This window comes from Erwinia billingiae Eb661 (assembly GCF_000196615.1).
GTDB classification, from domain to species: Bacteria; Pseudomonadota; Gammaproteobacteria; order Enterobacterales; family Enterobacteriaceae; genus Erwinia; species Erwinia billingiae.
Window position 1 is genome coordinate 3722867 of record NC_014306.1, and the last position, 26481, is coordinate 3749347.

The 26481-nt window shown below is 55.9% G+C and carries 18 protein-coding genes; 8 read left to right on the top strand and 10 right to left on the bottom strand.

The window, feature by feature from the left end; all coding sequences use genetic code 11:
• Window positions 1–6 precede the first annotated feature (6 nt).
• Window positions 7–1653 (bottom strand): phosphate ABC transporter permease PstA, encoded by a 1647-nt coding sequence (pstA, locus tag EBC_RS18485; RefSeq protein ID WP_013203373.1) that lies wholly within the window; start codon window positions 1651–1653, stop codon window positions 7–9.
• A complete protein-coding gene (locus EBC_RS18490) occupies window positions 1650–3785 on the bottom strand; it encodes an ABC transporter permease subunit (protein WP_013203374.1) in 2136 nt (711 codons plus the stop codon). The genes pstA and EBC_RS18490 overlap by 4 nt, the downstream gene beginning before the upstream one ends.
• A gap of 157 nt (window positions 3786–3942) precedes the next feature.
• On the opposite strand from EBC_RS18490, the gene ppk1 reads away from it, so the two are divergent.
• The 3 genes from ppk1 to tehB are packed head-to-tail and all read left to right on the top strand — an operon-like array spanning window position 3943 to window position 8144.
• Window positions 3943–6003 (top strand): polyphosphate kinase 1, encoded by a 2061-nt coding sequence (gene ppk1, locus EBC_RS18495; RefSeq protein WP_013203375.1) that lies wholly within the window; start codon window positions 3943–3945, stop codon window positions 6001–6003.
• Between the two features lie 6 nt (window positions 6004–6009).
• Window positions 6010–7542: an exopolyphosphatase gene (ppx, locus tag EBC_RS18500; protein WP_013203376.1), complete on the top strand. Its 1533-nt coding sequence runs from the start codon at window positions 6010–6012 to the stop codon at window positions 7540–7542.
• Window positions 7539–8144 carry a tellurite resistance methyltransferase TehB gene (gene tehB, locus EBC_RS18505; RefSeq protein ID WP_013203377.1) on the top strand — a complete coding sequence of 202 codons (606 nt, stop codon included), beginning with the start codon at window positions 7539–7541 and terminating at the stop codon, window positions 8142–8144. The genes ppx and tehB overlap by 4 nt, the downstream gene beginning before the upstream one ends.
• 25 nt (window positions 8145–8169) lie before the next feature.
• On the opposite strand, the gene EBC_RS18510 is transcribed toward tehB, so the two are convergent.
• Window positions 8170–10386 (bottom strand): EAL domain-containing protein, encoded by a 2217-nt coding sequence (locus EBC_RS18510; protein ID WP_013203378.1) that lies wholly within the window; start codon window positions 10384–10386, stop codon window positions 8170–8172.
• Between the two features lie 288 nt (window positions 10387–10674).
• Between EBC_RS18510 and EBC_RS25225 the strand changes: the two genes are divergently transcribed.
• The gene (locus tag EBC_RS25225; RefSeq protein ID WP_013203380.1) at window positions 10675–10851 is read left to right on the top strand and encodes a YfgG family protein; all 177 of its coding nucleotides are present in this window, start codon (window positions 10675–10677) and stop codon (window positions 10849–10851) included.
• A 124-nt stretch (window positions 10852–10975) separates the two neighbouring features.
• Entirely contained in the window at window positions 10976–12412 is a 1437-nt protein-coding gene (gene mgtE / locus EBC_RS18515; RefSeq protein WP_013203381.1) for a magnesium transporter, read from the top strand.
• Window positions 12413–12508: 96 nt separating this feature from the next.
• Here mgtE and guaA read toward each other — a convergent pair whose 3' ends face one another.
• Together guaA and guaB are read right to left on the bottom strand one after the other, a co-directional pair.
• Window positions 12509–14089, bottom strand: a complete 1581-nt coding sequence (gene guaA / locus EBC_RS18520) for a glutamine-hydrolyzing GMP synthase (RefSeq protein ID WP_013203382.1) — start codon at window positions 14087–14089, stop codon at window positions 12509–12511.
• Between the two features lie 81 nt (window positions 14090–14170).
• Window positions 14171–15637, bottom strand: coding sequence for an IMP dehydrogenase (gene guaB, locus EBC_RS18525; RefSeq protein ID WP_013203383.1), 1467 nt, complete (start codon window positions 15635–15637; stop codon window positions 14171–14173).
• A gap of 170 nt (window positions 15638–15807) precedes the next feature.
• Here guaB and xseA point away from each other — a divergent pair, with 170 nt between their 5' ends.
• From xseA to EBC_RS18540, 3 genes are all read left to right on the top strand, one after another.
• On the top strand, window positions 15808–17187 hold the full coding sequence (gene xseA / locus EBC_RS18530; RefSeq protein ID WP_013203384.1) for an exodeoxyribonuclease VII large subunit: 1380 nt from the start codon (window positions 15808–15810) through the stop codon (window positions 17185–17187).
• 101 nt (window positions 17188–17288) lie between these two features.
• On the top strand, window positions 17289–18302 hold the full coding sequence (locus EBC_RS18535; protein WP_013203385.1) for a M4 family metallopeptidase: 1014 nt from the start codon (window positions 17289–17291) through the stop codon (window positions 18300–18302).
• Window positions 18302–18634 carry a protealysin inhibitor emfourin gene (locus tag EBC_RS18540; RefSeq protein ID WP_013203386.1) on the top strand — a complete coding sequence of 111 codons (333 nt, stop codon included), beginning with the start codon at window positions 18302–18304 and terminating at the stop codon, window positions 18632–18634. Before EBC_RS18535 ends, EBC_RS18540 begins: the two co-directional genes overlap by 1 nt.
• Window positions 18635–18719: 85 nt before the next feature.
• On the opposite strand, the gene EBC_RS18545 is transcribed toward EBC_RS18540, so the two are convergent.
• From EBC_RS18545 to hisS, 5 genes are all read right to left on the bottom strand, one after another.
• A complete protein-coding gene (locus tag EBC_RS18545; RefSeq protein WP_013203387.1) occupies window positions 18720–21152 on the bottom strand; it encodes a glucose/quinate/shikimate family membrane-bound PQQ-dependent dehydrogenase in 2433 nt (810 codons plus the stop codon).
• 435 nt (window positions 21153–21587) lie between these two features.
• Window positions 21588–23075 carry a ribosome biogenesis GTPase Der gene (der, locus tag EBC_RS18550; RefSeq protein ID WP_013203388.1) on the bottom strand — a complete coding sequence of 496 codons (1488 nt, stop codon included), beginning with the start codon at window positions 23073–23075 and terminating at the stop codon, window positions 21588–21590.
• A 176-nt stretch (window positions 23076–23251) separates the two neighbouring features.
• A complete protein-coding gene (gene bamB / locus EBC_RS18555; protein ID WP_013203389.1) occupies window positions 23252–24433 on the bottom strand; it encodes an outer membrane protein assembly factor BamB in 1182 nt (393 codons plus the stop codon).
• A 47-nt stretch (window positions 24434–24480) separates the two neighbouring features.
• The gene (locus tag EBC_RS18560) at window positions 24481–25101 is read right to left on the bottom strand and encodes a YfgM family protein (RefSeq protein ID WP_013203390.1); all 621 of its coding nucleotides are present in this window, start codon (window positions 25099–25101) and stop codon (window positions 24481–24483) included.
• Between the two features lie 39 nt (window positions 25102–25140).
• Window positions 25141–26415 (bottom strand): histidine--tRNA ligase, encoded by a 1275-nt coding sequence (gene hisS / locus EBC_RS18565; RefSeq protein WP_013203391.1) that lies wholly within the window; start codon window positions 26413–26415, stop codon window positions 25141–25143.
• Window positions 26416–26481 lie beyond the last annotated feature (66 nt).

The window sequence follows — 26481 nt, forward strand, 5'->3', positions numbered from 1 at the left end:
TCACCATCAGTTCATCAGGGCGCGATAGCGTTCCCGCAGGCGATGCCGTAACACCATCGCCAGCAGGTTCAGCGCCAGAATTATCGTTACCAGCAACAACGCGGTGGCAAAGACCAGCGGACGATCCGCCTGAGCATTCGGGCTCTGGAAAGCCAGATCGTATATCTGGAATCCAAGGTGCATAAATTTACGGTCCAGATGCAAATAAGGAAACACCGCATCGATCGGCAGTTCTGGCACCATTTTCACCACGCCCACCAGCATCAACGGCGCGGTCTCCCCTGCTGCGCGCGCCACGGCGAGGATCAGGCCGGTCAGCATCGCAGGAACGGCCAGCGGTAGGGTCACGTGCCACAGCGTTTCCGCCTGGGTGGCCCCTAAGGCTAGCGAGCCCTGACGCAGGGATTTAGGAATACGCGACAGGCCTTCTTCGGTGGCGACAATCACCACCGGCAGCGTCAGCAATGCCAGCGTCAGCGAGGCCCACAGCAGGCCAGGCGTGCCAAAGGTAGGGTCGGGCAAGGCATCGGCAAAGAACAGCTTGTCGAGGCTGCCGCCCACCAGCCAGACAAAGAAGCCGAGGCCAAACACGCCGTAAACAATCGAAGGCACGCCCGCCAGGTTCACCACCGCAATCCTCACCAGCCGGGTCATCAGGCCGTTTCCGGCATATTCATGCAGCCAGATCGCCGCGATCACCCCCAGCGGCATCACCACGATCGACATCAGCAGCACCATCAGCACGGTGCCAAATATTGCCGGGAACACGCCGCCTTCGCCCAGGCTGTCGCCCTGGGTGCCGCTGACAAAGTGCCAGATCTGCCAGGCCAAATGCAGCCATTTCTCGCCGTAGCTCATCGCATTGGGATACCAGGCGCCGAGGATCTCGTTCATCGCAATGCGGTGCTGCTGGCCCTGAGCATCCCGCAGGATCAGCACCGTGCTGCTGCTTTCATCATTCAGGTCGCTGAGCTGCTGGGCTTTTTGCACAAACTGACGCTGCAGCTCGGCACTGTCCGCCTGATGGATCGACTGTGCCTGCGCCGTGTACTGGTGCTGTTGCTGAAGATGCCGCTGTTGCTGCGCCAGCTGCTCCAGTTCGCTGTTCAGCCTGGCCATGCTCACCCGGCGGATTTTCTCCGCCTGCGACATATGCTGTTGCGACTGTTTAATTCGCTGCTGCAAGGTACGCATCATATTGCGCGCCACCAGCGGCTGACCGTTCTCCAGCAGGCCGTCGAACCAGCCGTACGCCATGCCGCCGGTACGACGTTGCAGCGCGATCACCCCGGTAGGCTGCTCGCTGGACACAATCTGGCTGCTTAAGATGCTGTGAAAATCGGACGCGGCGAAATCGCGGTTGCCGGTTTTAATCAGATAGCGGGTCAGCTCTTGCGGCAGCCCGGCTGGCAACACGCGGCCACTCTCCTCAAGCTGCTGGCGGGAAACCGTCTGTGACTGGGCAACTTCACCCAGCATCTGCGTGGTGCCGACCGTTTGCTGAACCGTATACAGCGTAACCGGATGCGGCCAGAAATACTTCATGCCCTGCCAGGCAAGCAGAGCGATCAGCAAAATAAACGCCAGCAGGCTGACCGCCACCGCGCCACCGGTCAGCCAGCGCCAGCGGTGATTGTTCATCACTCCACTCATAACGTCTCCTCCTGCTGACTGTAACGCCGGCGAAGGCGCTGGCGGATCAGTTCAGCCAGGGTATTTACCGTCAGGGTAAACACCAGCAGCACCAGCGCGCTTAAGAACAGGATGCGGTAGTGACCGCTTCCGGCAGCCGCCTCGGGCATTTCAATCGCCACGTTAGCCGCCAGGCTGCGCACGCCCTGTAATAAACCGCCTTCGGTGACCGGCGTGTTGCCGGTTGCCATCAATACAATCATCGTTTCACCCAGCGCCCGACCAAAGCCGATCATCAGGGCGGCGAAAATGCCGGAAGAGGCGCCCGGCACCACCACGCGAGTGAGCGTTTGCCACTGCGTTGCACCAAGCGCCAGTGAGCCCTGCCCTAGCGATGCCGGCACGCTGAAGATGGCATCTTCCGCCAGGGTGAATATTAACGGCACCAGCGCAAAGCCCATCGCCACGCCGGCAATCAATAAGTTACGTTGCTGATAGCCGCTGCTGAAACGGTCGGCCAGACCCTGGCCAAACAGGCTGTGCTCAATGGCGGGCAGCAACCCCAGGCAGAAGACGCCGGTCAGCAGCATTAGCGGCAGCAGGATCCAGATTTCACGCCCTTCATCACACAGGCGGCGACGCCAGCGCGCAGGCAGTTTCAGCGAGGCCCAACTGCATAAAAGCAGGACGCCAGCCAGCATTAGCGGCAACAGCAGCACGCCGAGCAGTTTGTCAGCCAGTAGCGGGGCCAGCCACAGCCCGGCAATCAGGCCGATGACCACGCTGGGCAATGCGCCCATCATCTCTATCGCCGGTTTCACCCAGCGCCGTAAACCCGGCGCCATAAACCAGGCGGTATACATTGCCGCAGCCAGTGCCAGCGGCGTGGCAAACAGCATCGCCAGGCCAGCCGCTTTCAATGTTCCCATCACCATCGGGACCAGGCTGAATTTGCCCTGATATTCGTCATTAGCCGAGGTCGATTGCCAGACGTAATCGGGCGATGGATAGTGTTCATACCAGACTTTTTGCCAGAGGTTTCGCCAGCTGATATCGGGCCACGGGTTATCAATTTTGTAGTGCTGCAACATGCCGCCGTGCTCCAGCAGCAAACCATCACCCTGCGGCGAAAATGCGCCATTTTCGGCATTGGCAGCCAGCTGGCGTGACAAAATCGCGCCTCTTTGCTTACTGGCATACAGCTTGAGTTCACCGGCGGGGCTGAGCGTGGCAAATACCCGCCGATGCGCCTCGCTGAACAGCAGCCCGCGATCTTCTGCTCCGGCAAACTGGCGGATAGGCTGCAAATGCGGCCCGGTTTCGCTGGCGATATCAAACCACTGCGCAATCCCATTGGCATCGGACAACAGCAACGAGCTTCCGCCGCTCAGTAAGGCAATTCGATGGGGTGCGCTGGTTAAGGTGCGCGTATCGCGCAGAACCGGCCCGTCCGGGGCGATCCGCCAGACGCGGAGAATATTGCCGGCGACGCCGAACAGCAGTTTGCCATCCGGGGAAAGCAGCAGTTGATTGATGTCCGGCACCACAAGCGTGAATTTCTCAGGCGCTGCGCCTGCCGCATACCGCAACAGCGTGATCTGCTGCGCACTGCCCTGAGCAATCAGCCAGCGATCGTCGGCATGGGACAGGCTCATGACCGTTGCATTGGCATCGCTGCCCGCTAACGGTCGATCGCCGAGCGGGAACTTCCACACCGGTTCATCGTGGCTGACGGTTAGCTGTGGCTGAACCAGCACCAGCCCGCTGGCGCTATGCAGCAACACGCTGCCATTATCGGCGGACGTCACGGCACTGACTTCGCCAGCGGCAAGCGGAAAGGCCACTGACGGCGGCTGTGCATCAAGCGGGATAAACATGCCCTGTCCCTGGCGGTCAATTCGCCATGCCCACTTTTGTCGGGTATCCATCCCCAGCGCCACTGACGGTGTTGAGACGGGCAGCCTGATGGTTTGCGCACTGCCAATCGACGGTGACGAGAACAGCGGCACCACCACCCACAGCAGCCAGACAAACAGCAGCAGCATCACCAGCAGGATCGCCAGCCCGCAGACTCTGACGACGCGGCGAGTCAGCCGATCAATAAATTGACGGCGCCGGTCGTTGAACTGGGCGGGAATGGGGGTCGAACTCATGCGTTAAGTGCTTTCCTGTGGGCGTTGAAGCCGCTATGTTGCCCGTATGTGGTTAATAAGACAATCAACAATGTCCGTTGGACTTTCCTGCCATACTCTCGCCATAATGAAGTGAGACAATGGCCGGTCAAGGGCAGGATCTTCATACGGAGTAAAAATGGGTCAGGAAAAGCTGTATATAGAAAAAGAATTGAGCTGGTTATCGTTCAATGAGCGCGTTCTCCAGGAAGCGGCAGATAAATCCAACCCCCTGATTGAGCGTATGCGCTTTTTAGGCATTTACTCCAATAACCTGGAGGAGTTCTATAAAGTCCGCTTCGCCGACCTGAAACGCCGCATTCTGATTGGCGAAGAGCAAGGCATTCCCAATACCCCGCGCCACTTACTGAAAAAAATTCAGGCCAGGGTGTTGAAAGCGGACCAGGAATTCGACGGCCTGTACAATGATTTGCTGCTGGAGATGGCCCGTAATCAGATCTTCCTGATTAACGAGCGCCAGCTTTCGCCAAACCAGCAGAGCTGGTTGCGCCACTATTTCAAACACCAACTGCGTCAGCACATCACGCCGATTCTGGTCAATCACGACACCGACTTGATTGAGTTTCTGAAGGATGACTACACCTATCTGGCGGTAGAGATCATCCGTGGCGATCAGATCAGCTATGCGCTGCTGGAAATCCCGTCAGACAAGGTGCCGCGCTTCGTCAACCTGCCGCCGGAAACGCCGCGCCGCCGCAAACCGATGATCCTGTTGGACAATATTTTGCGCTATTGCCTGGGCGATATTTTCCGCGGCTTCTTTGATTACGATGCGCTAAATGCCTACTCGATGAAGATGACGCGCGATGCCGAATACGATCTGGTCACCGAGATGGAATCCAGCCTGCTGGAACTGATGTCCTCCAGCCTGAAGCAGCGTTTAACCGCCGAGCCGGTGCGCTTCGTTTATCAGCGTGATATGCCGGATGCGATGGTTGAGATGCTGAGCAAAAAGCTGAACATCACCAACTACGACTCCATTGTGCCGGGCGGCCGTTACCATAACTTTAAAGACTTTATTACCTTCCCGAACGTCGGCAAGGCCAATCTGGTTAACAAACCGCTGCCGCAGTTGCGCCACATCTGGTTCGACCGTTTCCGCAACGGCTTCGATGCCATCCGTAATCGCGATGTGCTGCTGTATTACCCGTACCACACCTTTGAGCATGTGCTGGAACTGCTGCGTCAGGCGTCGTTTGACCCGGCGGTGTTAGCCATCAAAATCAATATTTACCGTGTCGCCAAGAACTCGCGCATTATCGACGCGATGATCCATGCGGCCTATAACGGCAAAAAAGTCACCGTGGTGGTGGAACTGCAGGCGCGCTTTGATGAAGAAGCGAATATTCACTGGGCCAAACGCCTGACGGAAGCCGGCGTACACGTGATTTTCTCGGCTCCTGGACTGAAAATTCACGCCAAGCTGTTCTTAATCTCACGGCGTGAAAACGGCGAGATTGCCCGTTATGCCCATATCGGCACCGGTAACTTCAACGAAAAAACCGCGCGTATTTATACCGACTACTCATTGTTGACCGCCGATGCGCGTATCACTAACGAAGTGCGCCGGGTGTTTAACTTTATTGAAAACCCTTATCGCCCGGTCACCTTCGAGCATCTGATGGTTTCGCCACAGAACTCGCGCCAGATGCTGTATCAGCTGATCGATAATGAGATCGCCAATGCGCAGAAAGGCATTCAGGCTGGCATCACGCTTAAAGTGAACAATCTGGTGGATAAAGGCCTGGTCGACAGGCTGTATACCGCTTCCAGCGTCGGCGTGAAGGTCGATCTGCTGATCCGTGGCATGTGCTCGCTGATCCCTAATCTGGAAGGCATCAGTGAAAATATCCGCGTAATTAGTATTGTTGACCGCTACCTTGAGCACGATCGCGTCTATATTTTTGATAACGGTGGCGACAAAAAAGTCTATCTCTCCTCGGCTGACTGGATGACCCGCAACATCGATTACCGTATCGAAGTGGCCGTCGCCATTCTTGACCCTATTCTGAAACAGCGGGTGCTGGATATTATTGGCATCCTGTTAAGTGATACGCTTAAAGCGCGCTTCGTAGACAAAGAGTTGAGCAATAAGTATGTTCCGCGCGGCAATCGCCGCAAAGTGCGCGCCCAGCTGGCTATTTACGATTACATTAAATCTCTGGAACAACCTGACTAACTCACTATGCCAATATCCCAGAAAAATACGCCCAAACCGCAGGAATTCGCCGCAATCGACCTGGGCTCGAACAGTTTTCATATGGTGATTGCCCGCGTGGTGGATGGTGCCATGCAGGTGCTCGGCAGGTTGAAACAGCGGGTTCATCTGGCCGACGGCCTGGATCACAATAACGTGCTGGGCGAAGAGGCGATTGAGCGCGGGTTAAGCTGCCTGGCGCTGTTTGCCGAACGTTTGCAGGGTTTCAGCCCGGCCAATGTGACCATCGTGGGTACTCACACGCTGCGTGAAGCGGTAAACGCCGAAGATTTTCTGCGTCGTGCCGCCGATGTCATCCCCTACCCGATTGAGGTGATTTCCGGCAATGAAGAGGCCCGTCTGATCTTTATGGGCGTCGAGCACACGCAGCCGGAGAAAGGACGCAAGCTGGTCATTGATATCGGCGGCGGCTCAACGGAAATGGTCATCGGGGAAGACTTCGAGCCCAAGCTGGTCGAGAGCCGCCGCATGGGCTGCGTCAGTTTTGCTAACCTCTACTTCCCTGGCGGCGTGATCAGCAAAGAGAATTTCCGCCGTGCCCGCCTGGCCGCTGCGCAAAAGCTGGAAACCATGGCCTGGCAATATCGCCTGACAGGTTGGCAGTTTGCCCTCGGCGCGTCTGGCAGCATCAAAGCCGCCTGTGAAGTGTTGCTGGCGATGGGTGAGAAAGAGAAGCTCATCACGCCTGAACGCATTGAGATGCTGTACGACGAAGTGATCAAACATAAATCGTTTGATGCCCTGAGCCTGCCAGGCCTGTCTGAAGAGCGCAAAGCGGTGTTTGTGCCGGGCTTAGCCATCCTCAGCGGCGTGTTCGATGCGCTGGCCATTCGCGAACTGCGTCTGTCGGACGGCGCGCTGCGTGAAGGCGTGCTGTATGAAATGGAAGGTCGGTTCCGTCATCAGGATATTCGTAGCCGGACCGCGCAAAGTCTGGCCAATCATTATGCCATCGACAGCGACCAGGCGCGACGCGTGCTGGAAACCACCGAAAAACTCTACCTTCAATGGCGCGAACAGAATCCGAAGCTGACCAATCCACAGCTGTCAGCCATGCTGAAATGGGCCGCGATGCTGCATGAAGTCGGACTGACCATCAACCACAGCGGCATGCAGCGCCACTCCGCGTATATCCTGCAAAATACCAATCTGCCGGGCTTTAACCAGGATCAACAAACGCTGCTGGCAACCCTGGTACGCTTCCACCGTAAAGCGGTGAAAGTCGATGAAATGCCTCGTCTTACCCTGTTCAAGAAAAAGCAGTTCCTGCCGTTAGTGTTCCTGTTGCGCCTTGCCACGCTGCTGAATAATCAGCGTCAGGCCACCAACACGCCGGACGTGCTGAAACTGGATACGGATGATGGCCACTGGACGCTGACTTTCCCGGTCGACTATTTCAGCCAGAACAACCTGGTACAGCTCGATTTAGAACGCGAGCAAAGCTACTGGAAAGAGGTTACTGGCTGGCAGTTAACGATTCAGGAAGAGAACAAGCCATGATTGTCAGGCCCGATGACTACTACACCGAAAAATATCAGCTTTCCCCGACCCATTCTGAGGTGCTGGAAGCCCTGCAACTGATCGCGCCTGGGCGGGCGCTGGACGTTGGCTGCGGCAGTGGCCGAAATTCGCTTTACCTCAACCTGAAAGGGTTTGAGGTTACCGGATGGGATAATAATCCGGCCAGCCTGGCGCGGCTGAACCAGATTATTGCCGATGAGCAGCTGACCGGGATCGAGACCGCAGAAAAAGATCTCAACGATCTGCGTTTCAACGGCGGCTGGGATTTTGTACTGTCTACCGTGGTGATGATGTTTTTGCAGCCGGAAACCATCCAGCAGTTGATTGCCGATATGCAGGCCAGCACGGTCAAAGGCGGCTATAACCTGATTGTTGCGGCGATGGATACCGACGATTATCCGTGCGATCAGGGCTTCCCTTTCGCCTTCAAATCCGGTGAGCTTAGCGATTACTACCGCAAATGGCACATCCTGAAATACAACGAGCACGTCGGTCAGCTGCATCGTACTGACGAGCACGGCAATCGTATTTCGCTGCGCTTTGCCACCTTGCTGGCACAGAAAGAGATCACGAAAGACTAATCTCTGCGGATTCAGGCTGGCTACATCACTTCTCCACGCCGGCCTGAATCATTTCCTGCAACGGCCTTGCCGCACCGATCGCTTCCCCCTGAAAATAATCCACTCCGAGCTGGCGCAGCGCCTGTTCTGTTTCCAGTGAATTTACGCCACAGGCAATAACGCCCATGCGCTTACTTTGTGCCAGCGCACAGATTGCCGCTATCACCTGATAATTCAGGCAGTCCTGCAGCATGCTGCTGATAAAGCGCGCGTCCACTTTCAGCATATCGCCTTCCAACTCTTTCAGCCTGGCGTAGCCGGCAAACTCACTGCCAAAATCAGTGACCACTACCCGACAGCCCAGTTGCAGCAGCTGTAAAGCTGAACGCCCGCCCCATCTGGCTTGATTCATCAGCGGCGAATCCGCCACCTGGATAATCAACTGCCAGGGCTGCAGGTCATAAAGCTCCAGATACCCTTTGATCTCTTTGGCCAGCGTGGGCCGGCACAAGCTGGAGATAAACAGGGTCACGGCAAAACGGCTGACTGCAAGCCGATCACGCTGCCGGTCGGCAAAGGCCAGCACGTGCTCGAGGGTCCAACGATCCACTTCCCAGCTCAACCCTAGCTCATCCAGTTTCTCCGGGGATAGCGTTTGTCCTGAGCTGTCCTGCATGCTGAGCGTAAGGTCGTAGTAATCATCTCCCCGCACGCCCTGTACCCGCTGTGCCAGGATCGGATAGCCCTGGTTTCGCAACCTGTCGCGGATCTCATCCATCACCGCCACCTTTTCCGCGATCCGGCGCTGAACCGGCAGACTGTTATTACGCAGCAAGCTTTCCGCGATGCCGGTTCTGAGCGACTGTTCGGCCATGGCACTCATCTCGCCCAACAGCTCGTAAAGATGCGTCACCGGGCGCCGGACGGTGCAATAACTGATGCCAATATCGGGATGGATCGGCAGACCTTCCCAGCGCAGATGGAACGCCTTCAGACTGGCCTCAATGCTTTCTATACGCTGCTGACGAGCGGTGTAATTAAGCCTGATCGCCAGATCAAAGCCGGGCAGCTGGTAGACATCCTCGCCCGGCTGCAGGTCATTGAGCAGATAGTTCGCCAGGCTGCGCTTGTACTGGATGCGCAACCGTAATCCATACATACGGCTGAGCCTGTCGAGTTCCGGGATGCTCAGGTAAAACAGAAGAGTCAGTGGGATTTCATTCAAATCCGCGCTGAGTGCGCGCAGATTGGGTAGGTTGAAAACCGGATCGCTTAAGGCAGCCAGCCTGGTTTTGATTAAGATCCGCCGCTGGCGGGTACTGATCGCCGCCATCATCAGGATCGTCAGACTGAATACCAGCAGGTTCGCCGACATCACCGCCAGATGGTAAGGCTCGGTCTCAGGACAGAGAAACCGGTCGCGTAACTGGTACAGCACCACCAGCAGCACGGCCCAACTCAATGACGTGAAGAGGTAACCAAACCGCATTGCCGACCACAGCATCAGCGGCAGCAGCAAAGGAAGGCCATAATCGCTGGCCAACAGGTTGTCTTCGCTTTGCTGCATCAGCAGCAACATCACCAGCAGAAACGCCACCAGCGAGAGCCATGCCACACACTCATACGGGTGGAGATTGGCCGCCCGTTGATGGGTAAGCCGACAGTAAATCACCCGAATAAATCGCGGCTTGCGGATGCAACGGATAGCAAAGTAGTAAATCTGCACCATCGTCACGCAGGACAGCAGTACGGATTGATAATTAAGCAGCGTGTGCAGAGTGAATAAGCCGGGGGTAAAAACCGTGCCATCCAGCGCGACCACGCCCGTGGTTGCCACGCCCTGCATACCAAAGACGAACAGGGTTGGCATCAGAAAAGCCAGCCAAAGCAAACGCACCTGTGCCAGGCTCAGGCCACCATAATCCGCCTTACCGCGCCGGCCAGCATGGAGTTTATAGCCCTTCATACCCAGCGCCAGCACGGCAAGCGTAACGCTAATAATCAGCGCGGCGGGCAGCGGGCTAAAGCGCGAGAAATAGTACAGGCTCAGCACCAGCGCAATTCCCGGCATCGCTCGCCAGTCAAAAACCAACAGCATGGCAAGGTACATGGCCAGTGGCAGATAGATCAGATAGACATAGCCGCCTTCAACCACCAGCCGGATGGAGAGCTGGGTGGAAAGCGGCATCAGCAGCAACGGTAAAATCAGGGGCAACCCGAAGGCGCTTTGGCTGAAGCGGGAGATCCAGTGTGTGATATTCATGGTGCTCGACAGGGTGGCAAAAACGTCAGGCCATAACAGGTCTTTGCACGTTTCTCGGGGTCGGATTCGGTTATAGTAAAGTCAGCAGTTAAGTAAAAATTGATTTAAATCAAACCTGGCTGATTTGCTGTCGTTAATGCCGACACGTTTAAGCAAATGATCGTTTAGCCTTGTCAAAATCTGATTTGGCGCAATCTGTTGGCCCGCGCGCAGCCTCAACGTTGACCTGCTGGGCTGGCTGTGCCTAAATTGTATTAATGCCTGCGGGCTTTTTTCAGGAACCGATGCGTGAATAGCGCTATGTCATTTAGAAAACGTCGTAAAACCAGCCATATGACCCGAATTATATTGCTGGTGAGCTTTATTATCTTAGTGGGACGGTTAATTTTTGTGGTGCCCGGTGCCATCAAACATCATCAGCAAAAAAATCAGGACGTTGCTGTGCCTACCGTCATAACGAAATAATCGGCTCTGCCATCGTATTCCCCCCAGGGAGTTGCTATAAAAATGCGACTTCTCTCACTCTTTTGCCTGATTTGAGCAATACTTACCGTCTCGCTCGTCTTTTGCCAGACACAAGGGAATTTTTATGTCTGTAGCCTTATCCCATGCCCAGCAACTTGCTGAAATCCGTGGCCGTATCCTCAATCTGCTGTTAAATGACGGCGATCTGGTCGATACGCTGCTTGAACGTCCGCTAAATGAAACACCTGCCGAGGCCAGGGCGCACGAGGAACAGGCGGAAGAGATCAGGCAGTATATTCCCCTGCTGCACGCTGCGGATATTGCTGACCTGCTGGAAGCCCTGCCGGAAGATGAACGCCTGGCATTGTGGCATCTGATTGACACCGAGCGCCGCGGGATGGTGCTGGTCGAAGCCTCTGAAAGCGTCTGGGACAGCCTGATCGAAGAGATGAGCGACCGCGATTTGCTGCGCGCCATCGCCCCGCTGGATATTGATGAGCAGGTTTACCTGTCAAAATATCTCTCGCGGGATTTAACCGGCCGACTGCTGACCTCTCTGGATCCGGCGTTACGCTCCCGCGTGCTTGAAGTCATGGATTTCGATCGCGACCGCGTCGGTCGCATCACCGACTTCAAGCTGATCACCATGCCTGCCGACGTGACCCTTGCCACCGTGCAGCGTTACCTGCGGCGTAAAAAATCCATTCCTGATGGCACCGATAAGCTGTTTATCACCGATGAGCACAACACCCTGTTAGGTGAGCTGGCGCTGACTGACATTCTGCTGAACAAGCCGAAGAAGATGGTTCATGAAGTGATGAACGACAAACCGACCACCTTCCGCATCGATGATAAGGCGGAAGATGCCGCCGGGGCCTTCGAACGTTATAACCTGATCTCTGCGGCGGTTATCGATGCCAAGGGCAAGTTAATGGGCCGCGTGACCATTGAAGATGTGGTCGACCTGGTCAACGAAGAGAACGACAGCAACATCCGTAAAATGGGTGGGGTAAACCCGGATGAGGACGTGTTCGCGCCGGTCCGTAAATCGGTGCGCACGCGCTGGACCTGGTTGGCCGTTAACCTGTGTACCGCGTTTGTCGCCTCACGGGTGATTGGATTATTTGAAGGCACCATTTCGCAAATCGTCGCCCTTGCGGCACTGATGCCGATTGTCGCGGGCATCGGCGGCAATACCGGTAATCAGACCATTACTATGATTGTCCGTGCTCTGGCATTGCACCAGGTCGAACCGGGCAACTTCTCCTTCCTGATTGGCCGTGAGCTTGGCGTCGCGCTGATTAACGGAGTGTTCTGGGGAGGCATTATGGGCGGCGTCACCTGGGCGATGTACGGCAATCCGGCGCTGGGCGGCGTGATGATGCTGGCGATGGTGCTGAATCTGTTGCTGGCCGCGTTAATGGGCGTGCTTATCCCGTTGATGATGACCAAATTCAAAAGGGATCCCGCAGTCGGTTCCAGCGTATTAATCACCGCGCTGACCGACACCGGCGGCTTCTTTATTTTCCTCGGTCTGGCGACGATTTTCCTGATCCACTAACCGGTCTGGCTCCGCCCAGCAGCCTGATAACGGACATAAAAAAGCCCGCGATTACGCGGGCTTTAGTTTCAACGTTCAGAACGGGTTAGCTGAGCGCTATTCCCACTCAATCGTCGCCGGTGGTTTACCTGAAATATCGTAAACCACACGGGAGATGCCGTTGATTTCGTTGATGATGCGGTTAGAGACGCGGCCGAGGAATTCATACGGCAGGTGCGCCCAGTGCGCGGTCATAAAGTCGATGGTCTCTACCGCACGCAGAGAAACAACCCAATCGTATTTACGGCCATCGCCCATCACGCCAACGGAACGCACTGGCAGGAACACGGTGAACGCCTGGCTGACCTTGTTGTACAGGTCGGCTTTATGCAGCTCTTCAATGAAGATGGCATCCGCACGACGCAGCAGGTCACAGTACTCTTTCTTCACTTCGCCCAGCACGCGAACACCCAGACCAGGGCCCGGGAACGGGTGACGGAACAGCATGTCGTGAGGCAGACCCAATTCCAGGCCGATTTTGCGCACTTCGTCTTTGAACAGCTCTTTCAGCGGCTCAACCAGACCCAGCTTCATCTCTTTCGGCAGTCCACCCACGTTGTGGTGCGACTTGATCACGTGCGCTTTGCCGGTGGCAGATGCAGCAGACTCGATCACGTCCGGATAGATGGTGCCCTGCGCCAGCCATTTCACGTCCTGCAGCATGGTGGCATGCTCGTCGAACACTTCAACGAAGACGCGACCAATGGTCTTACGCTTCGCTTCAGGTTCGTCGATGCCAGCCAGCGCATCCAGGAAACGGTCTTCAGCGGCAACGTGAATGATGTTCAGACCGAAGTGGTCACCGAACATATCCATTACCTGCTCGGCTTCGTTCAGACGCAGCAGGCCGTTATCCACGAACACGCAGGTCAGGCGGTCGCCAATGGCGCGGTGCAGCAGCATCGCGGTCACAGAGGAATCCACACCGCCTGACAGGCCGAGGATAACTTTGTCGTTGCCCACCTGCTCACGCAGACGCTCAACGGTGTCTTCGATGATTTTTGCCGGTGTCCACAGCGCTTCACATTCACAGATATCGCGAACAAAACGCTCCAGCAGACGCAGGCCCTGACGGGTATGCGTCACTTCCGGGTGGAACTGCACGCCGTACAGACGCTTCTCTTCGTTGGCGATAATCGCGAACGGACAGGAATCCGTGCTGGCAACGGTGACGAAATCAGCCGGGATAGCAGACACTTTGTCGCCGTGGCTCATCCAGACATCCATCAGCGGCTTGCCATCTGCGCTCAGGGAATCTTCGATGCCACGGGTCAGTGCGCTCTGCAAGGCAATTTCAACCTGTGCATAGCCAAATTCACGCTCGTTAGAGCCTTCCACTTTGCCACCCAGCTGCATTGCCATGGTCTGCATGCCGTAGCACACGCCCAGCACCGGCACGCCCGCATTGAAGACATACTCAGGCGCACGTGGGCTTGCGTGCTCGGTGGTGCTTTCCGGGCCACCAGAAAGGATGATGCCGTTCGGGTTGAACCCGCGGATCTGCTCTTCGGTGACATCCCACGCCCACAGTTCACAGTAGACGCCCAGCTCACGCACGCGGCGTGCAACCAGCTGCGTGTACTGCGAGCCGAAATCAAGGATCAGAATGCGATGTTTATGAATATTTTCCGTCGTCATTGGGCTATTCCAGGGCGATATAACAAATTCAGGGAGAAGGAGTAAAACGCCCGGCTAAGCCGGGCGTGGGGTTCAGCGATGTTATGACCCCATACGGTAGTTCGGGGACTCTTTGGTGATCGTCACATCGTGAACGTGACTTTCCGAAATACCGGCGCCGCTGATGCGGACAAATTCTGCTTTGGTGCGCAGGTCGTCGATGGTAGCACAACCGGTCAGACCCATACAGGAGCGCAGGCCACCCATTTGCTGGTGAACGATCTCTTTCAGACGGCCTTTGTAAGCCACACGGCCTTCAATCCCTTCCGGTACCAGTTTGTCCGCCGCGTTGTCGGTCTGGAAGTAACGGTCAGAGGAGCCTTTGGACATTGCGCCCAGCGAACCCATGCCACGGTAGGATTTGAATGAACGGCCCTGATACAGCTCGATTTCGCCCGGAGATTCTTCGGTACCCGCCAGCATTGAGCCAACCATGACCGCGCTTGCACCTGCGGCTATCGCCTTAGCGATATCGCCCGAGAAGCGGATACCGCCATCAGCGATAACCGGAATCCCGGTGCCTTCCAGCGCTTCAACCGCGTCAGAAACCGCAGTGATCTGAGGCACACCGACGCCGGTCACGATACGCGTGGTACAGATGGAACCCGGACCGATACCCACTTTCACTGCGCTGACGCCAGCTTCAACCAACGCCAGTGCGCCTGCACCGGTCGCCACGTTGCCGCCCAGGATCTGCAGATCGGGATATTTCGCACGGGTTTCACGGATACGTTGCAGAACGCCTTCAGAATGGCCGTGTGAGGAGTCAATCAGCAGCACGTCAACACCCGCAGCCACCAGCGCATCAACACGCTCTTCGTTGCCGGCACCGGCGCCAACCGCAGCACCAACACGCAGACGGCCATGCTCGTCTTTACAGGCGTTAGGTTTACGTTCGGCTTTCTGGAAGTCTTTCACGGTGATCATGCCCAGCAGATGGAATTTATCATCCACCACCAGCGCTTTCTCTACGCGTTTTTCGTGCATTTTGTGCAGAACTACTTCGCGGGCTTCGCCTTCGCGAACGGTAACCAGACGGTCTTTCGGGGTCATTACCGCCGAAACCGGCAGGCTCAGGTCGGTCACGAAGCGCACGTCACGACCGGTAATGATACCGACCAGTTCGTTGTCGCCGTTCACCACCGGGTAGCCTGCAAAGCCGTTACGTTCGGTCAGCACTTTAACATCGCTCAGCGCGGTGGTTGGCAGAACGGTCTGCGGATCGGTGACCACACCACTTTCATGCTTCTTCACCTTGCGAACTTCTTCCGCCTGGCGCTCGATTGGCATGTTTTTGTGGATAAAGCCGAGTCCACCTTCCTGTGCCAGTGCAATAGCCAGACCGGCTTCGGTCACGGTATCCATAGCAGCGGAAAGCATTGGGATGTTCAGACGGATAGATTTGGTAAGCTGGGTGCTGAGGTCAGCCGTGTTTGGTAATACTGTGGAGTGAGCAGGAACGAGCAAAACGTCGTCGAAAGTCAGGGCTTCTTTAGTGATTCTTAGCATGGCAATATCTCAACCTCAGGGTGAATGAGAACTTGTAAAATATTGCCGCGGCATTATACAGGCCGTAATCGATTGCCTCCAGCATTATTTACGAAAAGTTCTTGATCCCGCCAGTCAGGCCTGTAGTATCGGTCAATTAACCCTCTGATTTAAAGTTTGATCTTCATCACATGTCGCTACCGCCATCAGCCAATATTTTTACCGTCAGCCGTCTCAATACCACAGTGCGCAAGCTGCTGGAGATGGAAATGGGCCAGGTCTGGCTGAGTGCTGAAATCTCCAACTTCTCGCAGCCCTCTTCCGGTCACTGGTATTTCACTCTGAAAGACGATGGTGCCCAGGTGCGCTGTGCGATGTTCCGCAACAGTAACCGGCGCGTCACCTTCCGGCCGCAAAATGGCCAGCAGGTGTTAGTCAGAGCAACCATCACCCTGTATGAACCGCGCGGGGATTACCAGCTGATTGCCGAAAGCATGCAGCCCGCCGGTGAAGGTCTGTTGCAACAGCAGTTCGAGCAGTTGAAGCAGAAGCTGATGAGCGAAGGGCTTTTTGAACAAAGCCATAAACAGCCGTTGCCGGACCCGGCCCGTCAGGTTGGGGTGATCACCTCGTCCACCGGCGCCGCGTTGCATGACGTCCTGCGCGTACTGCATCGACGCGATCCCTCGCTGCCTGTCGTCATCTACCCTACCCCGGTTCAGGGCGTGGATGCGCCGGCCAGCATTGTTCGCGCCATTGAAACCGCCAACGCCCGTGCCGAATGTGACGTGCTGATTGTGGGACGCGGCGGCGGCTCTCTGGAAGATCTGTGGAGCTTCAACGACGAGCGGGTTGCCCGCGCGATTTACGCCAGCCGCATTCCGATTGTCAGTGCCGTTGGCCATGAAACCGATGTGACCATCGCCGATTTTGTTGCCGACCTGCGAGCACCGACGCCTTCTGCTGCCGCCGAGCTGGTGAGCCGTAACCAAATCGAACTGCTGCGTCAGCTGCAATCTCAGCAAACCCGGCTGGAAATGGCGATGGATTATTACCTCGCGCAGAAGAGCCGGACCTTCACCCGCATTCAGCATCGTTTGCAGCAGCAGCACCCGCAGTTGCGCCTGGCCCGTCAGCAGACCGCGCTGATGCGTCTGCAACGCCGTCTGGACGACGCAATGCAGTTACGAGTGCGTCAGGCTGGCCGTCAGCAAGAACGCGCTAAGCAGCGTCTGAGCGCGTTTCAGCCGCAGGCGCGCATCCATCGCGCTCAGCAAAACCTGCAGCAGTGGCAGTACCGTCTGCAACAGGCGATGCAGCAGCAGCTGAATGGCGGAAAACAGCGCTTCTCAACGCTTACCGCGCAACTTGAGGGCGTCAGCCCACTGGCGACGCTGGCGCGTGGGTTTAGCGTCACCACGGCCCAGGATGGCCAGGTGGTGAAAAAGACCCGCCAGGTACAGACCGGCGACACGCTGAAAACCCGGTTAGATGACGGTTGGGTCGAGAGTGAAGTCACTGCCGTAACCCCGACTAAAAAACCGCGCAAGCCGAAAAATCCCGCATCCTGATTGCCATGCCGCCTGATTAACAGGCGGTACTGACTTCACCGCACAACTCTCCCCTGGCGACTATACTTTTCGCATACCCATCATCGACCAGGGAGCTTGGTATGCACTATGGCGTTATTCCCCCTTACATCCTGCGCAAAATAATCGATAACGGTTCCGGGCAGCAGCAAAGCTGTGCGCGCAATACGTTAGTCCACGTTCAGACGCTGATGGCCGAGAACTGGATCAAACCTGAAGGCACAACAAACGCCACGCCCGGCGAGGTCCAGCGGGAAATTTACGATTCAGAACAGACGCAAAATCTGCCCGGTACGCTGGTTCGTCGCGAAGGCCAGCCCGCAGGCAGCGATATCGCCTCGACCGAGGCGTATGACTATCTTGGTTTTACCTATGATTTCTTCTGGCAGGCCTACCAGCGCAACTCGCTGGACAATCAGGGCCTGACGCTGAAAGGCACCGTCCACTATGGTAAAGACTATCAAAATGCCTTCTGGAACGGTCAGCAGATGGTGTTCGGTGATGGAGACGGCGAGATATTTAATCGCTTTACCATCGCGCTGGATGTGGTCGGTCATGAACTGGCACACGGCGTCACCGAAACCGAAGCCGGATTGATTTACTTCGAGCAGGCTGGTGCGCTAAACGAATCGCTGTCGGATGTCTTTGGCTCGCTGGTGAAGCAATTTCATCAAAAGCAGACAGCCGACCAAGCCGACTGGATTATTGGCGAAGGCCTGCTGGCCGACAAAATCAAAGGCAAAGGCCTGCGATCGATGTCAGCGCCCGGTACCGCCTATGACGACCCGTTATTAGGCAAGGATCCGCAGCCCGCCGACATGAAAGGCTACATCCAGACCCGCGATGATAACGGTGGTGTGCACCTCAATTCCGGCATTCCAAACCGCGCATTCTATCTGGCGGCAAAAGCGCTGGGTGGCTATGCATGGGAACTGGCCGGATACGCCTGGTATGACACGGTCTGTGACAAAACCCTGCCGCAGAATGCCGATTTCAAAACCTTTGCCGGTTTCACCATCAAGCATGGTCAGAAACGGTTTAACAAATCCGTCGCGGAAGCGATTGAAGAGGCCTGGAAACAGGTTGGCGTACTCTGATGGACAGCTTGCCGGAACTGAGCGATGACGCGGTGATTGATGTGGCGCGTGAAGGAGGCTTTGCTTATATCCCTAAACTGTCGGGACCGCGACGCATTGCGCTGGCACAGCTTAGCGGGCCTCAGCGTGAGCATGTGTGCAATGTTTTGCGCCAGGCCATGCCGCTGGCCGAATCGCCGGCAGAACAAAGCCGGGCTGGTCAGGGCGATCAGCGCTATTACCGCATAGAGATCAGTTATGCCACGCCCGATCGGCTGGGTAACATCGTGATTATCATTGCCGAAGATCAGGCACCGCCGGCGCTGGTACAGCTCTGGCAGGACGGGCAATAGCCCTGACACGCAGGCAATAAAAAAGCCCCTTCAGTGATGAAGGGGCTTTGGTTTTTCAAGCCTTCAGAGGTTTCCCCCGCAGGACTTACTTATCCAGTGCGTAAGCAATCACGTAGTCGCCACGGTCTGGAGACTGACGGCCACCGCCTGCAGAAATCAGGATGTACTGCTTCCCGTTCTCTGGTGAGACGTAGCTGATTGGCGTACCCTGGCTACCCACTGGCAGACGCGCTTTCCACACTTCTTTACCGGTTGCGGTATCGAAGGCGCGCAGGTAGTAATCCTGAGTACCGGCAATGAACACCAGACCGCCCTGAGTGGCCATGGTGCCGCCCAGTGTTGGCATACCAACTGGCATCTGTGCATGCATTTTGATACCAAACGGACCGGTATCCTGCACGGTGCCGACCGGCACCTGCCAGACGATTTTCTGGGTGTTCAGGTCGATTGCAGACAGCGTACCGAACGGTGGCTTCTGGCAAGGGATGCCCAACGGCGACATGAAGCGGTTTTTGTTCACTGCATACGGCGTGCCTTTCATCGGCACCAGGCCCATACCGGTGTTAACGGCTTCACCGCCGTTGTTCACCGCGCCATCTTTCGCCGGTGCCGCAGCAACCATCTGCTGCCACAGGCCCAGACGCATATCGTTGACGAACAGGTAGTTATGGTTTGGATCGGTAGACATGCTACCCCAGTTCATTCCGCCCAGAGAGCCAGGGAAGCTGAGGGAGATATCGGTGCCTGGCGGGGTATAAAGCCCGTTATAGCGCATCGATTTGAAGCTGATACGGCATGCCAGCTGATCGAACGGCGTTGCACCCCACATGTCAGACTCTTTCAGCGTTTCGTTGCCGATCTGCGGCATGCCCACTGAACGTGGCTGAGTTTTGGAATACTGCTCGTTCGGGATATTAGCCGTCGGAACCGCCTGCTCTTCCACTTTGGTCAGCGGCTCACCGGTCAGACGATCGAGAACGTAAATCTGACCAGACTTGGTGCCGATCACCACGGCCGGTTTCTTGCTGCCATCTTTCATCGGGAAGTTGACGAGGCTTGGCTGCATTGGCAGGTCGAAGTCCCACAGATCGTTATGCACGGTCTGGTAAACCCACTTCTCTTTACCGGTCGTTGCATCGACGGCCAGCACCGCTGCACCGTATTTGTGGTCAAGCTTGGTACGGTTAACGCCCCACAGATCGACAGACGAGCTGCCCATCGGGATGAACACGGTGTTCATGTTCGGGTCGTAAGACATCGGTGCCCATGAGTTAGGCGTGCTGCGGGTGTAGTGCTCGCCCGGCATCAGGATCGCATTTGGATCGTCTTTGCCTGGATCGAACGCCCAACGCATTTTACCGGTGATCACGTCAAAGCCACGCATTACGCCGCCAGGCATATCGGTGCTGACGTTATCCGCCACACGTCCACCCACCACGACGGTGCTGCCAGCCAGCGTTGGCGCTGACGTCAGTACATAGCTTGGGTCTTTTGCATCGCCCATACCTTCACGCAGGTCAACGATGCCGTTCTTGCCGAAGTCAGCACAGAACTGGCCGTTATCGGCATCCAGCGCAATCAGGCGGTCATCAATGGTGTTCATCAGAACACGACGCTGACAGGCAGCACCTGCAGGCAGGTTAACCGGTGCCGGTGCGTTTGAACCCGGCGCAGCAGGCTGCGTCAACGGTTTGGTCGCGTCGAAGTAAGCCAGACCACGGCAGCGCATCCAGACGGAGGATTTCGCGTTGATGTCCGCTTTCCAGATCTGCTTACCGGTATCAGCCGCAACGGCAATCACGTTGTTGTGCGGCGTACACAGGAACACGGTGTTACCAACCTGCAGAGGCGTCTGCTGATCTTCCGCACCATTGCCGTCCGGGCTCAGTGGGATATCACCGGTGTGGTAGGTCCAGGCAACTTTCAGATCCTTCACGTTATCGCGTGTGATCTGGTCCAGCGCCACAAAGCGGCTACCGCCAGGGGTATTACCGTAGTTGTCCCAGTCTTTCTGCTGCTGATCTTTCGCAACAGGAACCAGTGGCAATTCCTGACCGTTTGCCACGGTAGGATGCGGCTGGAACATCTGCACCAGCGTGGCCACCAGGCCAACCACCAGTACCGCAGAGATCGCGTAAGCCGGTTTAGCCGCTGATGATTTGCCTTCGCGCTTGCGCAGGGCTGGCAGCGTAATCATCGCCACCAACAGCAGGCCGGCCAGCGTCATCAGACGGGAAACCAACGGCCAGAAATCCATGCCCGCGTCCTGCACGGCCCAGATAGCCGAGCCAATGAACACCAGCGCGAAAATCGTCACGGCAGAAGATTTGCGGCGGAAGAATTGAATCGCGGAAAGAACGGTGAACACGCCGGCAATAACGAAATACCAGCTACCGCCCAGTGAAACCAGTTTCCCGCCACCAATCACAAAGAAAAGGCCGGTCGCCAGCAGGATTAACCCGAGCAATACGCACCACAAGCTCAGCCATTTTGATGGCCGGGCATTCAGTTGAGACATGGTAAAAATACTCCTGAACAAAATAGGGCTTCAGCACAATCTTCATTTTGCATCTGTACCGCAAACACCAAGGTTGGCAGGTAGCGGAGGGCGATGAACATTATTCTTAAGTCACTAAACTTATTAACAATTCGATACGGGCTGTCCCCGTCCTGTGTTAGCCAAAGCCCCTGACGACGCCTGTTGCAGGCGGAGTGGCTCTGAAATAACGGCAAAATTGTACCACGTGGTTCGTAAAGGAATAAACACAAACTTAACAAACTTCACACTTCTGGCTCTTTTTGGCAAAAGCAGGCAGCACGCGTAGAAAGCGGAAGAAATAGTTCAGCGCCACAATTATCCATTATAGCTGAAGTGATTTTTTTGATATTCGGAGGCGGGAATAAAATAATGGGAATAAAAAAAGGGAGCCAGGCGGCTCCCTTAATATCTAATTTACTTTTTCTTCAAATGGCTGATTAAACGCTTACGTTTGCGCAGCTGATTTGGCGTCAGCAGGTTACGTTTTCCTTCGTACGGGTTATCGCCTTCCTTAAACTGGATACGGATTGGCGTACCCATCACTTCCAGCGAACGGCGGAAGTAATTCATCAGGTAGCGTTTGTAGGAATCCGGCAGATCTTTCACCTGATTACCGTGAATAACCACAATCGGCGGGTTATATCCCCCGGCGTGAGCATATTTCAGCTTCACACGGCGGCTACGGACCAGCGGCGGCTGGTGGTCATCAGCAGCCATGTTCATGATGCGGGTCAGCATAGAGGTGTTCACGCGGCGCGTGGAACAGTCATAGGCTTCGGTGACCGATTCAAACAGGTTACCCACACCGCTGCCATGTAAAGCAGAGATGAAGTGTACACGCGCAAAGTCGATAAAGCCCAGACGGAAGTCCAGCGTCTCTTTCACTTCATCACGTACTTCCTGTGACAGGCCATCCCACTTGTTAACCACAATCACCAGCGAGCGGCCGCTGTTGAGGATAAAGCCCAGCAGCGACAGATCCTGATCGGAAATGCCTTCGCGGGCATCGATCACCAGCATTACCACGTTGGCGTCTTCGATAGCCTGCAGGGTTTTGATTACCGAGAATTTCTCAACGGTCTCCGTTACCTTGCCACGCTTACGTACACCGGCGGTATCAATCAGGATGTATTCGCGACCGTCGCGCTCCATCGGGATATAGATACTGTCACGGGTAGTACCCGGGGCATCAAACACCACCACGCGGTCTTCGCCCAGAATACGGTTAGTCAGCGTTGACTTACCGACGTTAGGACGACCGACGATAGCCAGTTTGATCGGCAGATCCAGCGGGTTGAAGTTGTCTTCAGCTTCCGCTGCTTCGATTTCACCCTGCTCTGCCGCTTCCAAATCAGCCCAGTAAGCGGCGTTCTCTTCTTCTTCGGTCAGCGGTGCAGACTCTTCCACGACTTCGCGGTAAGGCTCCAGCACATCTTCCAGCAGGCTTGCGACGCCGCGGCCATGAGAAGCAGCAATCGCATGGATCTCGCCCAGGCCTAACGAGTAGAAATCCACCACGGCAGAATCAGGATCCAGACCGTCAGTTTTGTTCGCCACCAGGAAAGTCGGTTTTTCGCGCGAGCGTAAATGCTGGGCGATAGCGATATCAGCAGGCATCAGGCCGGCACGGGCATCAACCATAAACAGCACCACATCGGCTTCTTCAATCGCCAACAGGGACTGCGCGGCCATGCGCGTTTCCACACCTTCTTCGTTACCATCAATACCGCCGGTATCGATGCAAATAAACTGCTGCCCTTCGACCTCAGCACGACCATATTTACGGTCACGCGTCAGTCCAGGAAAATCCGCCACCAGCGCATCTCGCGTATGCGTTAAACGGTTAAACAGGGTGGATTTTCCCACATTGGGACGCCCGACCAGCGCGACCACAGGTACCATATTGAAGCCTCATGACAAAAATTAAGCGCCTGACATACATACTATTCATGCACGACAAACAAAAAGAGTGCTGACGCACACGCAGGCTGAAGGCGTAGAGGATACCACGCCCAGAGAAAAACGAAACGGCCCCTGACGAATCAGGAGCCGTTTAAGACCAGAACAGCGGGTGGAAGTTAGCGGGTAAACGCGTAAACTTCGCCGCCTTTTGCCTGGATCAGTAACTTATCGCTGGCGACGACTGGTTCAGTCTGGAAGCCGGAGCTGTCGACGTTCTGCTGAGCAACGAAACGACCGTCATCGGTATTAATCCAGTGCAGATAGCCTTCGCTATCGCCGACAACCAGATAGCCATTGTACAGCACAGGCGAGGTCAGGTTACGGTGCAGCAGATCGCTCTGACGCCAGATGGTCACGCCACCTTCGGTGTTCAGGGCAACCACACGGTCATCCTGATCGACCAGGTAGATACGGCCGCCATCAACGATCATATCGTGCACGGAGCCAATTTCACGCTTCCACAGGATCTGACCAGAACGCAGGTCCATCGCGGTCAGGTTGCCGTTGTACGCCAGGGCATAAACCACGCCATTGACCACCACCGGCGTGGTATCCACGTCAGACAGGCGATCGATTTCCGTGGCGCCGCTTGGCTGGGAAATACGCTGCTGCCAGATAATCTGGCCCTGGTTCATCATCACGGCGCTCACGCGACCGTTATCACCGCCAACAATCGCCGCACCAAAGGCTGCCGTAGGCGCAGACTCACCGCGCAGGGAAAGCGCCGGCACGTCGAGGTTCACAGACCACTTAATGGCACCGCTGGTCTGATCCAGACCCTGCAACATGCCGTTACTGGTGTGAATCAATACCAGGCCATCGCTGACCACCGGACGGGACAGCACTTCGCCGGCCGCCTGGGTCTGCCAGGCAACGGAACCGTCACTGGTGTTCAGGGCATAGACCTGAGCACGTTCGCTACCGAGGTAGACATGACCACCGTCAACCGTCACGCCGCCTGAAATCAGCGCAGGACGATTGCTGGAGAAGAAGCCGGTTTTTTCTGACAGGTCAACTTTCCACTGTTCTTTACCGTCGCCCGCGTTCAATGCTTTCACAATGCCATGGCGATCGGCGGCATAAACCGTACTGTCTGCCCAGCCTGGATGCAGGTTGGAGTAGTAATCACCTACACCATCACCTACTGAGGTGCTCCAGACTTTTTCCGGGGTAAACTGATTTTCAACTTTTGGTAACGGTGACATTTTGACGACGTCTTCTTCACCGCTAAACCATGAACATCCGCTGAGCAAAGTGACTGAAATCAGTCCCGGCAGAAGTATCTTACGCAATTCCATGAAATCCCTCTTGAGCCTGTGGAGGCAATTTTATACCGCGGGTAAACTTAGCCGGGTAAATTATTCATTTTCATCTGCAGCATCTCTTTCAGCGCCGGAGACGCGTCAGAGTCAATGCCTTTGCTCCAGGCATCGTGGGCGCCTTTGGTGTCGCCTTTGCTGAGCAGGGCTTCACCACGCACGTCAGCCACGATAGCTGTCCAGCCGTCACCTTTGATTAAATCGAGGGTTTTTACCGCCTCATCAGGTTTCTTCTGCTGCAGCTGAATACGCGCCAGGCGCAGATTCAACACGGCTTGCAGGTTCGCGTCTTTAGTATCTTTCAGGCCGCTTTGCAGCTGGGCTGCGGCTTGATCCAACTGGTTGCCGTCGGCGTAGCGCTTGGCCACGTCCAGAGAAGCCAGCGCACCGTAGGTGTTGCTGTTTTCACTGGCAAATTTGGCCGCAGCGGCCAGCGTTTCTGGCTTGCTGCTGTCCAGCGCGCCAGACACCTGCTGATAAGCTGCGGAGGTTTCACGGCTGCTGCCATCTTCATGGCTGCTCCAGTAGCGCCAGCCGGCCAGGGCACCAATACCAATAATGACGCCGATAACCAGTGCTTTACCGTTCTGGGCAAAGAAACCGCGTAACGCATCAACCTGTTCGTTTTCGTTGCTATAGACTTCCACGCAAACCTTCTCCTTTAAAACCGCGATACCGCTTTTGGCTTATTTCAACATCGCTGCCAGTGTGGCTGCAGCATCACGTTGCGCCAGCGTCTGTTGCTCGCCATTGCGCAAATCTTTAATAGTCACCTGCCCGTTGGCAACTTCATCTTCGCCAAGCATCAGTGCAACGCGAGCGCCCCACTTGTCCGCACGGGCGAACTGCTTCTTGAAATTACCGCCGCCGAAGTTAGTCATTAACTTCAGTGTCGGGTCTGCATCACGAATCTGCTCGGCCAGTTGCATGGCGGCTGACTGCACGCCTTGACCCGAAGCGATAACATAGACATCGACAATTCGCGTCGGTTCAAATTCCGGATTAACTGCCTGAACCAGCAGCACCAGACGCTCCAGCCCCATCGCAAAACCGACGGCTGGGGTCGCACGACCGCCAAGCTGTTCAACCAGACCATCATAACGGCCGCCGCCACAAACGGTGCCCTGTGAGCCCAGACTGGTGGTCACCCACTCAAAGACGGTGCGGTTGTAGTAATCAAGCCCGCGCACCAGACGCTGGTTAACGGTATAGGCGATACCCGCCGAGTCCAGCAGTTCACACAGGCCAGCAAAGTGCTCGCGTGATTCAGCGTCCAGATACTCGCTCAACTCCGGTGCAGCGTTCAATAACGCCTGAATATCCGGGTTTTTGCTGTCCAGCACACGCAGCGGATTGGTGTACATACGGCGCTTGCAGTCTTCATCCAGCACGTCCTGATGTTGTTCCAGGAAAGCGATCAGCGCATCACGATAGTTAGTACGCGCCTCCAGTGAACCAATTGAGTTCAGCTCGAGCTTAACGTGTTCAGAAATGCCCAGCGCTTTCCACCAGCGCGCGGTCATCATGATCAGCTCAGCATCAACGTCAGGGCCCTGAAGACCGAAGACTTCCACACCCATCTGATGGAACTGGCGATAACGGCCTTTCTGCGGACGCTCGTAGCGGAACATCGGTCCCACATACCAGAGACGCTGCTCCTGATTGTACAGCAGACCATGTTCGATACCGGCACGTACGCAACCTGCCGTGCCTTCCGGACGCAGCGTCAGGCTCTCACCGTTGCGGTCTTCGAAGGTGTACATCTCTTTTTCAACCACGTCGGTGACTTCACCGATGGCGCGTTTGAACAAAGGGGTCTGCTCTACAATCGGCAGGCGGATTTCACTGTAACCATAGCTGGCCAGCACCTGCTTGAGGATCTGCTCAATGCGTTGCCATACGACGGTTTCCGCGGGGAGGTAATCATTCATGCCACGGATAGCCTGGATATTCTTCGCCACTTTTTTTCTCTTCTTAACTCTGGGGCTGGTTAAAAGGGCCGGGACAGAAAGTCAGTAAACTCTGTC